General features: G+C 66.0%; 10 protein-coding genes. 7 read left to right on the top strand and 3 right to left on the bottom strand.

All coding sequences use genetic code 11. The annotated features are described in order from the left end of the window. The first annotated feature begins 86 nt into the window (after nucleotides 1–86). The 4 genes from OU995_RS07110 (at nucleotide 87) to OU995_RS07095 (ending at nucleotide 3,509) form a co-directional block, all read left to right on the top strand. Nucleotides 87–749: a hypothetical protein gene (locus OU995_RS07110; protein WP_267834840.1), complete on the top strand. Its 663-nt coding sequence runs from the start codon at nucleotides 87–89 to the stop codon at nucleotides 747–749. A 243-nt stretch (nucleotides 750–992) separates the two neighbouring features. Next, nucleotides 993–2,000 carry a methionine ABC transporter ATP-binding protein gene (locus OU995_RS07105; protein WP_267834839.1) on the top strand — a complete coding sequence of 336 codons (1,008 nt, stop codon included), beginning with the start codon at nucleotides 993–995 and terminating at the stop codon, nucleotides 1,998–2,000. Continuing rightward, nucleotides 1,997–2,674, top strand: coding sequence for a methionine ABC transporter permease (locus tag OU995_RS07100; protein ID WP_267834838.1), 678 nt, complete (start codon nucleotides 1,997–1,999; stop codon nucleotides 2,672–2,674). The genes OU995_RS07105 and OU995_RS07100 overlap by 4 nt, the downstream gene beginning before the upstream one ends. Nucleotides 2,675–2,720: 46 nt before the next feature. Further along, complete coding sequence (locus OU995_RS07095; RefSeq protein WP_420714823.1) at nucleotides 2,721–3,509, top strand: MetQ/NlpA family ABC transporter substrate-binding protein; 789 nt, start codon at nucleotides 2,721–2,723, stop codon at nucleotides 3,507–3,509. Nucleotides 3,510–3,597: 88 nt separating this feature from the next. Here OU995_RS07095 and OU995_RS07090 read toward each other — a convergent pair whose 3' ends face one another. Further along, entirely contained in the window at nucleotides 3,598–5,475 is a 1,878-nt protein-coding gene (locus OU995_RS07090) for a M2 family metallopeptidase (protein ID WP_267834837.1), read from the bottom strand. Between the two features lie 375 nt (nucleotides 5,476–5,850). Here OU995_RS07090 and OU995_RS07085 point away from each other — a divergent pair, with 375 nt between their 5' ends. After that, a complete protein-coding gene (locus OU995_RS07085) occupies nucleotides 5,851–7,098 on the top strand; it encodes a nucleoside recognition domain-containing protein (protein WP_267834836.1) in 1,248 nt (415 codons plus the stop codon). 49 nt (nucleotides 7,099–7,147) lie between these two features. Here OU995_RS07085 and OU995_RS07080 read toward each other — a convergent pair whose 3' ends face one another. Together OU995_RS07080 and OU995_RS07075 are read right to left on the bottom strand one after the other, a co-directional pair. Continuing rightward, a complete protein-coding gene (locus OU995_RS07080) occupies nucleotides 7,148–8,770 on the bottom strand; it encodes a tetratricopeptide repeat-containing diguanylate cyclase (RefSeq protein WP_267834835.1) in 1,623 nt (540 codons plus the stop codon). A 37-nt stretch (nucleotides 8,771–8,807) separates the two neighbouring features. Further along, the gene (locus OU995_RS07075; RefSeq protein WP_267834834.1) at nucleotides 8,808–9,749 is read right to left on the bottom strand and encodes a LysR family transcriptional regulator; all 942 of its coding nucleotides are present in this window, start codon (nucleotides 9,747–9,749) and stop codon (nucleotides 8,808–8,810) included. 118 nt (nucleotides 9,750–9,867) lie between these two features. Here OU995_RS07075 and OU995_RS07070 point away from each other — a divergent pair, with 118 nt between their 5' ends. Both OU995_RS07070 and OU995_RS07065 read left to right on the top strand, forming a co-directional pair. Beyond that, entirely contained in the window at nucleotides 9,868–10,641 is a 774-nt protein-coding gene (locus OU995_RS07070) for an SDR family NAD(P)-dependent oxidoreductase (RefSeq protein ID WP_267834833.1), read from the top strand. Nucleotides 10,642–10,902: 261 nt separating this feature from the next. After that, entirely contained in the window at nucleotides 10,903–12,264 is a 1,362-nt protein-coding gene (locus OU995_RS07065; protein WP_267834832.1) for an MFS transporter, read from the top strand. Nucleotides 12,265–12,339 lie beyond the last annotated feature (75 nt).

Genomic DNA, 12,339 nt, shown 5'->3' with positions numbered 1-12,339 from the left:
GCAGATCCAGCCTTGATCCAGGAATCCGCGCCGATCCCCGTTCAATTCCACCGATCAGCCCCAGCGCTTGCAGGCAAGATGCCGGCATGATCGACCATCGCACGGCCCCGTCGCAGCGCCTCCAGGCGCCGCGCCTCTTGTCCACCGGCCTGGCAGGACGGCGACCTGCACGTGCTGGCGCGCGTCGTCGCCTGTTGTCGCTGACGCTGTGCATGCCGCTGTTGATGCTGCCTCCCCTGTCGCTGGTCGGCTGCGGCGCCCCTGCGCGCCCATTGGAGCTGGCCATCACCGACATGGACTCGCTGCAGCTGCGGTCCTGGCTCAGCCCCCAACTGCGCCGCAATGTCGACCTGGAGCCGGTGCTGGGTGGCCAGGAGACCAATCGCCTGTGGGGCACCCGCATCAGCGACATGAGCCTGAACCAGGCCTATCAGGAGTCGCTGCGCCGGGTAGGGCTGATGCCGGACGTGCCGGACACCGGCCGCTATCAGCTGAAGGTGGAAGTGCTGGCCGTGGCCCAGCCGAATGTGCCGGTATCGCCGGAAGTGGCAGTGGCCGTGCGCTACACACTGACCGAACGAACCGCCCAGAAGCCGGTGTATCAGCGGACCTTGCGCACCACCCAGAAGGCGGGGCTGGACGACAGCCTCAGCCCGAATGAGCAGCTGCGCATCGCGACCGAAGGCGCTTTGCGCGCCAACATCGCCGAGCTTCTGAGGGAACTGGCCTCCCTGCCGCTGCCCGCCTGAACGGCCATCGCGGTGCGCGACTTTGAGGCTGGCTCGGGGCCCACGACGCGCCGCCGCCGCCGCAGAGCCGCCGCACACTCGTCGCACGCCCCCTCAGGAATTGCGGCTTCTTTATGCAAGAACTGAGGGGATTTCCCCACCATTCATATGCATATGCACAATTAGTTGTTGCCAAATTTCGGGTAATCCCTAACGATCACGGGTTTTCGCCCAGGTCCGGCACGCGCCGGTATCGGCCCGTTCGTGATCCAGCTTCAACAACTCCACAAGTCTTATACGGTCGACGGTCGGCAGGTGGCCGCCTTGAAGGGCGTGGACCTGCAGGTCCAGCCCGGTGAGGTGTTCGGTGTCATCGGCGCTTCCGGCGCCGGCAAGAGCACGCTGCTACGTGTCATCAATCTGCTGGAACGGCCGGACAGCGGCCGCGTGGTGGTGGCCGGCCAGGACCTGCAGTCGCTGGACGCCGCCGGCCTGCGCGCGGCGCGCCAGCGCATCGCGATGATCTTCCAGCATTTCAATCTGTTGAGCTCGCGCACCGTGGCGCAGAACGTCGCCTGGCCAATGCGCGTCGCCGGCTGGGATGCCGCCCGCATCAACGCCCGGGTGCAGGCGCTGCTGGCCCGGGTCGGCCTGAGCGAGCACACCGACAAATATCCGGCACAACTCTCCGGCGGACAGAAGCAGCGGGTGGGCATCGCCCGGGCGCTGGCGCTGGAGCCCCAGGTGCTGCTGTGTGATGAAGCCACCAGCGCGCTGGACCCCGAGACCACCCGCGCCATCCTGGACCTGCTGGCGGAAATCAATCAGGAGCTGAAGCTCAGCATCGTGCTGATCACCCATGAAATGGATGTGGTGCGCCGCATCTGCGACCGGGTGGCGGTGCTGGAGGGCGGACGCATCGTGGAGGAAGGGCCGGTGGCGCAGGTCTTCCTGCACCCGCAGTCACCCACCGCGCGGCGCTTTGTACTGGCCGCCGAGCAGGTGGATGAAGGCGAGCAGCAGGACGACCATGCCCATGTGCTGGGCCATCTGTGGCGCCTGACCTTCCTGGGTGAGCGCACCTATGAGCCGCTGTTGGGTGAAGTGGCCCGCCATGCGCAACTGGACTTCGGCATCCTCTCCGGCCGCATCGACCGCATCAAGCGTGTCCCCTACGGCCAGCTCACCATTGCGGTCACCGGCGGCGACCTGGCGGCGGCGCGGCAGCTGTTGTTGGCCCGGGGTGTCCAGGTGGAGGAGCTGCGCGCATGAGCACCGGTGTCCTCCAAGCCTTGAGCAGCATCGACTGGTCGGAGATCGCGCTGGCCGGTGGCGACACGCTACTGATGCTGGGCGGCTCGCTGCTGTTCACCACGGTGCTGGGGTTGCCCCTGGGCATCCTGCTGTTCCTGTTCGACCGCGGACAGTTGCTCTCGTCGCCGCGCCTGTATGGCCTGCTGTCGCTGCTGATCAACGTGCTGCGCTCGCTGCCTTTCGTGATTCTGCTGATCGTGCTCATCCCGTTCACGCTGCTGATCACCGGCACCTCGCTGGGGGTGGCCGGCGCCATTCCGCCGCTGGTGGTGGGCGCCACGCCCTTCCTGGCCAGGCTGGTGGAAACCGCGTTGCGTGGCGTGGACCGGGGCATTGTGGAAGCCGGTCTCTCCATGGGCGCCACCACCCGCCAGATCGTCTGGCAGGGGTTGCTGCCCGAGGCCCTGCCGGGTCTGGTCTCGGCCCTCACGGTCACGGCCATCACCCTGGTGTCCTACACCGCCATGTCCGGCGTGATCGGCGGGGGTGGGCTGGGTGACCTGGCGATCCGTTTCGGCTATCAGCGCTTCCAGACGGAAGTGATGGTGGTCACGGTCGTGTTGTTGTTGGTGCTGGTCCAGCTGCTGCAGATGCTGGGGGACTGGCTGGTCAAGCGGGTGTCACACCGCTGAGGTGTTCCGAGTTGCTTTTCTGAGCTGCTTTTGTGAGATGAGGAGTTTGAACATGAAGAAGATGCTTGTTGCCGCACTGGCGACCCTGTCCACCCTGGCCGCCGGGACGGCGCTGGCCGAAAAACTCACCGTGGCCGCCACGGCGGTACCGCATGCCGAGATCCTGAATCTCATCAAGCCGGAGCTGGCCAAACAGGGCGTGGAGCTGGAGGTGAAGGTGTTCACCGACTATGTGCAGCCCAACATCCAGGTGAGCGAGAAGCGCTTGGATGCCAACTTCTTCCAGCACAAGCCCTATCTGAATGAATTCAACAAGGGCAAGGGCACCAACCTCGTGCCGGTGGTGGCCGTGCATGTGGAACCCTTCGGCGCCTACTCCACCAAACACAAGGCCCTGGGCGACCTGCCCAAGGGCGGCACCGTGGCCCTGCCGAATGACCCGACCAACGGCGGCCGTGCGCTCATCCTTCTGGACAAGGCAGGCGTGATCCGTCTGAAGGACAAGACCAACATCCTCTCCACCGTGAAGGACATTGCGGACAACCCCAAGGGTCTGAAGTTCCGCGAGATCGAAGCCGCCACACTGCCGCGCATCCTGCCGCAGGTCGATCTGGCCCTGATCAACACCAACTACGCACTGGAAGCCAAGCTCAATCCGACCAAGGATGCGCTGGCCCTGGAAGGCGGTGATTCGCCCTATGCCAACTGGCTGGTCACCCGCGCCGACAACCAGCAGGCCCCGGCGGTGAAGAAGCTGGCCGCAGCCCTGCAAAGCGAGCAGGTGCGCCGCTTCATCCAGACGCAATACAAGGGCGCGGTGGTTCCGGCCTTCTGATCCGCAGGGCGCAGCCCAAGAGGGCAGCGGCGGGACCCGGCGGCCCCGGCGCTCAGGACATCGACTGACCGCCCTCGGGAAGCCCGGCTCAGCGCTTCAGCGCCGCATCGCTTTGGGCCAGCAGCGCATTCTGCTGATCCAGCCAGGCCTTCAACGGTGCGAAGTATTCGATCAGCGCGCTGCCGTCGAGCTGCTCCTCACCCGTCATCGCCTTGAGTGCTTCCGGCCAGGGCTTGCTGGCGCCCAGGCTGAGCATGGCCTGGTATTTCTCGCCGGCCTTCCTGTTGCCAAAGATCGAGCAGCTGTGCAGCGGGCCGGTGTAGCCGGCTTCGCGGCACAGGGCGCGCTGGAACTGGAACTGCAGCAAGTGGGCCACGAAGTAGCGCGCATAGGCCACATCGGCCGCCACATGGAACTTCGCGCCCGCGTCAAAGCCGTCCGCCTGCATCGGCGCCGGGCGTGAGATGCCCTGGTAGGTTTCACTCAGGGACCACCACGCCTTGTCGTACTCCTGCGGCTTCACCTGGCCGGCATACACCTGCCAGCGCCACGCATCCACCTTGTAGGCAAACGGCAGGAAGGCCACCTTGCGCAGGGCCTGCATCAGCAGGTTGTCGATGTCGTCGCCGGGACGGTCGTCCGCCTTCATCAGGCCCAGGCGCTTGAGATAGTCCGGCGTGATGGACAGGGCCACCGTGTCGCCAATGGCTTCATGGAATCCATCATTGGCGCCATTGCGGAACAGCGTGGGCTGACGGCGGTAGGCCAGGTCGTAATAGATGTGGCCCAGTTCGTGGTGAATGGTGATGAAGTCTTCTTCCGTCGGGCGGATGCACATCTTCACCCGCACATCCTGCTGCTGGTCGATGTCCCAGGCGGAGGCGTGGCAGACCACTTCACGGTCCTGCGGCTTGGTCAGCAGCGAACGCTCCCAGAAGGTCTCCGGCAGGGCCTCCATGCCCAGGGACGTGTAGAAGCCCTCGGCATACTTCACCATCTCCTTGGCGGAGGTGCCGCGCTGGGCCAGCACCTGGCTGAGGTCGTAATCCCCCGGGCGGGCGGCCGGTTTGACCAGCGGATAGATGTTTTCCCAGCTCTGGCTCCACATGTTGCCCAGCAGGTGGGCGGGAATCGGGCCGGTCGCTGGCACCACGTCCGGGCCATAGGTCTGGCGCAGCTTGAAACGCACGTAGGTGTGCAGCGATTCATACAGCGGCTGCACCTGGCGCCAGGAGCGCTCGATGTCGGCCGAGAACGCTGCCGGGCTCATGTCATAGCCGGAACGCCACAACGCGCCGGTATCGGCAAAACCCATCGCGCGCGAGCCCTTGTTGGACAAGGCGACGTAGCGAACGTAATCCTGCTTGTAGCTCTTGGACTGCGCATGCCAGCCCACCCAGGCGTCTTTCAGTTGGGCCGGATCGCGGCTCTCGGCCATGATCTTCTCCAGTTCATCCAACGGCAAGCAGGTGTCCTTGGACCCGTCCGCCTTCTGCGGGCAGTACCTGGCCATGCCGTAGGCGCTGGTCATGCTGGTGGCCAGCCGGGTGAATCGGGCCCGTTCCTGATCGTCCGGGATCATCAGCGTCAGCTGCATCAGCTTGAGCTTGCGGGCGGTGTCGGCCGGCAGCTTCAGGCCGTTGTAGCGGCGGGCGGCCAGCGCCAGCTCGCCATTGGCCTTGAGCAGTTCCTCATTGGCCTCGGCGGTGATCTGCTGCGTGTCGTCGGTGATGAAGTTTTCTGCCACCCATTCGGCGCGTTGCGACTTGATCAGCAGCGCTTCGAGACGGGATTCGGCCGTCTTCACAAAGCGCTCGGCTTCTTCAGCGGTCGGCGCCGATGCCTTGCGCGCGGGCGGCGATGCCGGCACCGCGCCGGTGGCAGCCACCGCACCCAGGGCGCCACCACAAAGGAAAGCCGCCGTGGCCAGGTGAGACCTGCGGAGGAAAGGACGGGAACGTGTCATGAAGGGCCTTGATCAGTTCTGAGGGGATGACCCTGCCAGCGGTCAATCCCTTTGAAATTGGAGGTGGCGGGACTATGCCGTAAACGTCGATCGGTGACTGGAAGTCAGCGCCACGGTCGGCATCAGGGTCTGCACCAAGAGCGGCAGCAGCTTCAGGGGCAGCTGCAGGGTTAGCTTCTGGGCCAGCGTCAGCGCCAGGTCGCTGCCAAATCGCTGCCAAGTCGGCGCCCCGTTGGGTGCCGACTGGGGTGACGACTTGAGCGCCAACTTGGGTGCCGAATCCAGTGCCCGGTTATGGCCCCTGTTGTGCCTGTCATGCTCGTCAACCCGAGGCGGCGCATGCGGGGGGCGGCGGCACGGGAATAATCCGCCCCCATGGTGCTCAATTTCATCTGGATCGGCTTTTTCCTGATCGGCTTTGCAGTCGCCCTGTGGCGCTTGTTTCAGGGGGACCTGACGCTCTTCAGCCAGATGCTGAACGGCATCTTCGACACCGCCAAGACCGGCTTTGACATCTCACTGGGCCTGGTGGGTGTGATGAGCCTGTGGCTGGGCATCATGAAGATCGGGGAACAGGCGGGTGTCATCCAGCTGTTTGCGCGCTGGATGGGCCCCTTCTTCGCCCGCATCTTCCCGGATGTGCCGCGTGGCCACCCGGCGGGCGGGTCGATGGTGATGAACTTCTCGGCCAACATGCTGGGGCTGGACAACGCCGCCACGCCGCTGGGCCTGAAGGCGATGCGCGAGCTGCAGGACCTCAACCCGCAGAAGGACACCGCCAGCAACGCGATGATCATGTTCCTGGTGCTCAACACGGCGGGCATCACCCTCATCCCGACCTCGGTCATCGCGATCCGTCAGGCCATCGCGCTGGACCAGCATCTGGTCAACTTCAACGCCGCCGACATCTTCCTGCCGACGCTGGTGGGCACCTTCATTTCCTTCATGGCCGGGCTGGTGGCGGTGGCGGTTTATCAGCGCATCAATCTGTTCACTGCACCGGTGCTGGCGCTGGTGGCGGGTTTCATCGGCCTGATGGCGGGTGTCTTCGGCTGGCTGCATCAATACCCGCCCGAGGAGATGTCGCGCATGATGGGGCTGCTGGGCAGCCTCGTCGTCATGAGCATCATCGTGCTGTTCATCGCCGTGGGCGCCTGGCGGCGTATCAACGTCTACGAGAGCTTCGTGGAAGGCGCCAAGGAAGGGTTTGGCGTGGCCGTGCAGATCATTCCCTACCTGATCGCCATCCTCGTGGCGATTTCGGTCTTCCGCACCACCGGCTGCATGGACTATGTGGTACGCGGCATTGCCGCAGCAGTGGCAGCCATGGGCCTGCCGACCGACTTCGTCCCGGCCCTGCCGGTCGGGTTGATGAAGACCTTGTCGGGCAGCGGTGCGCGCGGGCTGATGGTGGACGTGATGAAGACCTATGGCGTGGACAGCTTCCAGGGCAAGCTCGCTGCCATCATCCAGGGCTCCACCGAAACCACCTTCTATGTGCTGGCGGTGTACTTTGGCAGCGTCAACATCCGCAAGACCCGTTATGCGCTGACCTGCGGACTGATTGCCGATGGGGTGGGGCTGGTGGGCACCATCCTCGTGGGGTACTGGTTCTTCAAGTGAGTGCGTGACACGCGGCGACGTGCTGCAACGTGCGGCAACCCGCCCGGTGTCAGTCCGGCGTGTCGCCTTCACCGTCCGCCAGCCCCTGGGCATGACGCACCCGCTTGGCGGCATACATGGCGGCATCGCTACGGGCCAGCCAGGTCTGCAGGGTGTCTCCGTCCTGGCGCTGGGCCGCCCCAATGCTGATGCTCACCTCCAGCCCTTCGGTAATCGCCCCCCAGTCATGCTCCCGGACGGCCGAGGACAGGCGGAGGCAGGCCTGCTGGGCAATCTCTTCGGTGGCACCGCGCAGCAGCAGCACGAATTCGTCGCCCGCCAGACGGGCCGCCATGTCCTGCTCACGCACATGCAGCCGCATCAGCCGGGCGATCTGGCTGAGCACCTGGTCGCCGACCAGATGGGAGTGCTGGTCATTGACCTTCTTGAAGTGGTCCACGTCGATGAGCGCCACACTGACAACGCCCCCCGTGCGCAACAGCACATCGGCCTGGGCCTCGAAGCTGCGGCGGTTGGCCAGCCCGGTGAGGGGATCTTCCATCGACAGCTTTTCCAGCCGCTGGGCCTGATCGGCCAACTGCGCCCGGTCGCGTTCGCTGCGGCGCGCATCCAGTTGCCATTGCACCGCGTCGGTCCGGCTGTCCAGACTGGCAATGCGCACCCGCGCTTCGCGTTCCCGCAGCGCGCGCATGCGCTGCAGCGCCCGCTGGGGCTGGCCCTGTTGTTCCTCGATCTGGCTGGCGATCAACTCCCCCAGTTGGGCCAGCGGTTCATGCTGGACCGCATCGGCCTGCATCACCAGTTGCGATGCCGCCCGCCGGGCCTGCGGCCACAGGCGCCGCGACCAGGCCAGTTCCGCCTGCACCCAGGCGGCCAGGGCCGCCAGCCAGTGGCGATCGCCGCCCGGCAGCAGCGCCAGCGCTTGCTGAAACTCGGGTTGGGCCAGGCCGGAGGCACCCTTCCAGATCTGGGCCAGGGTCTGCATCAGCGTCCACCAGCACTGCGCCTCACCGGCCAGTTCGCCGGTGACGCCGCCCACGGCGCCTTCCAGGACTTCTCCCAGCAGATGCCGGGCATTGATCAGATGGGCCTCCAGTGCGCCGAGCGTGGGCAACTGGCCGCGTTGCTCGCGTTCCCCGGCCAGCCGCAACAACTCCGCTGTGGCCAGCCACAGACAGGCGGCCAGTGGCGTCTGGCGGGGCTTGCAGGCATTGGCGGCATCGGCCGCCTGACGCAGCACCTGCTGGGCACGCTCGAAACTGCGGGCCCAGACATAACAGGCCCCCAGGTCCTGCAGCGCAATCACCTGCGCCACGCCATCGGTATTGGATTGGGCCAGCCGCAGGCCCAGCAGCGCGGCCTCGATGGCTTCTTCGTGATGGCCGGCCAGCGAAGCGGTATGCGCCAGCACCGACAAGGCGCTGGCTTCACCGGCCGCCTCCCCCAGTTGGCGGAACAACCGGGCGGCCAGCTCGCTGCGCGGGCGCGCCTCTCGCGGGCGGTGCAGCGCGCGGTCGCAGCGGGCCAGGTGCAGCAGCGCCTGGGCCTGTTGGGCCGGGTCGCCCGCTTCCATGGCCAGCAGCAGCCATTCATCGCCGGGCGCCTGGGCGGCCAGGGCATCGCCGGCCTGCAGGGCGGCCTGAGCGAACTGGGAAGAAGTGAGCAGGTCCAAGAGGCTAGAGCGCAATGACGTGGGGCGCGCGGTGGTTTCAGTTCGCCACCGCGTCCCTGGAGGATAACGGGATCAGACGCGGTGCCATCAAGTCGGCCAGCCATTGCATGAAGACCTGCACACGGCGCGGCAGTTGGCGGCGGTGCGGATAGAGCAGATGCACCGGCATCGGCGCCGCCCGGTAATCCGGCAGCACCTCGCGCAGGCGGCCGCCGTGGACCTCGCCATCATTGCCCCGGCGTGGCACCTGCACAATGCCCAGGCCGGCCAGGCAGGCGCCCATGTAGGCCTCCGAATTGTTGACGGTCAAGCCGCCAGCCATCGGCACGAAGTGCTGCACGCCCTGCCCGTCCTGCCATTCAAACCCGGACGAGCGCTGCCCCAGCAGCGGGGTGTAGTGGATGAGCTGATGGCGGGCAAGATCATCCAGCGTCCTCGGCTCCCCGTGCTGCTGGAGGTAGCCCACGCTGGCCAGATTCACCATCTCCAGCGCGCCCAGCGGCCGGGCCACCAGGCTGGAATCGTTCAACGGCCCCACCCGCAACACGCAGTCGAAGCCCTCCCGCACCACATCCACCCGCCGGTCGGTGCTGCTCAGCTCCAGTTCCAACCCGGGGTGCGCCTGAAAGAAGGCCGGCAGGGCGGGCGTGACCAGGTCTCGGGCCAGGCGCAGAGGAATATCCACCCGCAGCCGGCCGTTCAAGCCGCTGGCCGAGGGTTGGAACATGGTCTGCATGTCGGTCAGCTCGGAGAGCAGATCCAGGCAGCGCTCCAGGCAGGCCTGGCCGTCCTGCGTCAGCTGAACCCGGCGCGTGGTCCGGTGGAACAGCCGGGTGCCCAGCGCCGCTTCCAGCCGCTGCACGGCGGTGGACACGCTGGCCTTGGGCACCCCCAGGCTGAGCGCCGCCTGGGTGAAGCTGGACAGCTCCGCCACCTTGACGAAAACCTGCAGGGTGTCCAGGGAAGGGATGGCATTCATTTGTTCATTATGGATGAACAGTCAAATCATTTTTAACACGTTTATCCGACTGAAGCGGATCAATACAGTTCATGGCATTCCTTTACCGCCTGTCCGCAGGACTTCTCAGGAGACCACCATGACCCCCGCGCCTTCTTCCGCTCCCATCGCCCTGATCACCGGCGGCAGCCGTGGCCTGGGCCGCAATGCCGCCCTGCATCTGGTGCAAAAACAGATGGATGTCATCCTCACCTATCGCAGCAGCCAGGACGAGGCCCTGGCCGTTGTGCAGCAGATCGAAGCCCAGGGCGGCCGTGCCGCAGCCCTGCAGCTGGACGTGAGCCAGACCGCCACCTTCCCGGCCTTTGTCGCGTCACTGCAGGCGCTGCTGGCCCGGCACTGGCAGCGGGCGCGCATCGACCACCTGGTCAACAACGGCGGTACCGGCCTTCACCTGCCACTGGCGCAGACCACCGAAGCCCAGTTCGACGCGTTGCTGAACGTCCACCTCAAGGGTCCGTTCTTCCTGACCCAGGCCCTGGCGCCGATGATTCAGGACGGCGGCAGCATCCTCAACATCTCGTCCGGCCTGACCCGCTTCGCCGTGCCGGGATACGGCGCCTACGCCACGATGAAGGGCGGCCTGGAGGTGCTGTCCCGTTATCTGGCGAAGGAACTGGGCAGCCGGGGCATCCGCGTCAATACGCTGGCCCCGGGCGCCATCGAGACCGACTTCAACGGCGGCGCCTTGCGCAGCAATGCGGAACTCAACCGCTTTGTGGCCAGCGTGACCGCGCTGGGGCGTGCCGGCCTGCCGGACGACATCGGGCCGGTGGTGGCCTCGCTGCTATCGGAGGACAGCCACTGGATCACCGCGCAGCGCATTGAAGCCAGCGGCGGGATGTTTGTGTAAACCTGCGGCTATCACCCCAGGCACCTGCCCCGGGATCAGCGGCCATGCTCTTCTTGCGCGATGTCAGAAACAGACCCGCAACGAAGCCGGCATGAGCCGCTTTTTCATCTTGGCTTGACGGTTCCCATCGATTGCGCCGCACAGCCCCCTGTCTCTCCGCATCATCCCGATAACAAACAGTTATCACGCGGCGCTCCCCAGCATCTGACGGTGAGCCCTGTCGATTTCTAGACTCCAGCGCATAAAGAGCAGGAGACAACGGTGCAGAGCAACCGAGATATCGACGTGAAGGCCTTCATTGATGAACGGCCGATTTCCACATTCCAGTGGCTGCTGGTGGCCTTGTGCTTCCTGGTGGTCACCGCTGACGGCGTGGACGTGGCCATCATGGGCTTCCTGGCGCCGGCCATCATTCAAGAGTGGGGCATTTCGCGCCCGGCCTTTGGCCTGGTGATGAGCGCAGCGCCTATCGGGCTGGTGATCGGCGCGCTGGTCGCCGGCCCGTCCGCCGACCGCTTTGGCCGCAGGAAGGTGCTGATCGCCTCGGTCTTCCTGTTCGGCATCTTCACCATCCTCACGGCCTACACCACCAGCCCGGCCTCGATGGCCTTGCTGCGGCTGCTGTCGGGCATCGGTCTGGGTGCGGCCATGCCCAACACCACGACGCTGCTCTCCGAATACGCCCCCACTCGCAAGCGCTCGCTGCTGATCACCGTGATGTTCACCGGCTTCAACCTCGGCTCGGCGCTGGTCGGTTTTGCGGCTGCGGCGCTGATCCCCACCCATGGCTGGCGCACGGTACTGCTGCTGGGCGGCGCGTTTCCGCTGGTGCTGGTGCCGGTGCTGGTGTGGCTGCTGCCGGAATCGGCCCGGTTGCTGACGGTGCAAGGCAAGTCCAGGCCACGCATTGCCGCGCTGCTGAACCGGGTGTGCGGCGCCCGGTTCACCGGCCAGGAGAACTTCGTCTCCAACGAGCCGCCGATGGCCTCCCGCACCCCCATCGGCATGTTGTTCTCGCAAGGCTTTGCCAAGGTCACGCTGGCCCTGTGGGTCACCTACTTCATGGGCCTGATGGTGATCTATCTGCTGACCGGCTGGCTGCCCACGCTGATGAAGGATGCGGGCCTGCCCATCTCCACAGCCGCGAACGTGACCGCCATGTTCCAGATCGGCGGCACCATCGGCGCCATTGCGGTGGGCTGGATCATGGACCGGACCCGGCCGGCCGGCGTGATCGGCGCGGCCTATCTGCTGGGCGGCGTGTGTGTGCTGGCCGTGGGCGAAGCCGGCGCGGTGTCACCGATGCTGGCCCTGCTGGTGTTCTCGGCCGGCTTCTTCATGAGCGGCGCCCAGACCGGCCTCAATGCCTTTGCACCCAGCTGCTATCCCACCGTCGCCCGCGCCACCGGCGTGAGCTGGATGCTGGGCATGGGCCGCTTCGGCAGCATTCTTGGCTCGGCCTTTGGGGGTGCGCTGCTGGGCATGGGCTGGGGCTTCGGCGGCATTCTGAGCATGCTGGCGGTACCGGCCGCACTCGCCGCCGTCGCCATCGTGACCACGCAATGGTGGAACCGGGCCGAGCGCCAACAGCGGCTGGAGGCCGCGCCCGGCACGGCCGATTGATCTGCACCGGAGCGTGCGCAACGGGCTGCGTCCGCGCGGCACCGTGAGCAGACGCAGGGGAGGAACGTTGCGACG

This window comes from Roseateles sp. SL47 (assembly GCF_026625885.1).
GTDB lineage: Bacteria > Pseudomonadota > Gammaproteobacteria > Burkholderiales > Burkholderiaceae_C > Roseateles.
The sequence above is the reverse complement of the archived record's forward strand: the minus strand, read 5'-3'. Positions and strand labels throughout refer to the sequence as shown.

What these genes read in the sequence shown, in the direction of transcription:
- OU995_RS07075 (WP_267834834.1), bottom strand. Translation starts at nt 9,749, where the DNA reads ATGAATGCCATCCCTTCCCTGGACACCCTGCAGGTTTTCGTCAAGGTG.
- OU995_RS07100 (WP_267834838.1), top strand. Translation starts at nt 1,997, where the DNA reads ATGAGCACCGGTGTCCTCCAAGCCTTGAGCAGCATCGACTGGTCGGAG.
- OU995_RS07090 (WP_267834837.1), bottom strand. Translation starts at nt 5,475, where the DNA reads ATGACACGTTCCCGTCCTTTCCTCCGCAGGTCTCACCTGGCCACGGCG.
- OU995_RS07110 (WP_267834840.1), top strand. Translation starts at nt 87, where the DNA reads ATGATCGACCATCGCACGGCCCCGTCGCAGCGCCTCCAGGCGCCGCGC.
- OU995_RS07070 (WP_267834833.1), top strand. Translation starts at nt 9,868, where the DNA reads ATGACCCCCGCGCCTTCTTCCGCTCCCATCGCCCTGATCACCGGCGGC.
- OU995_RS07085 (WP_267834836.1), top strand. Translation starts at nt 5,851, where the DNA reads ATGGTGCTCAATTTCATCTGGATCGGCTTTTTCCTGATCGGCTTTGCA.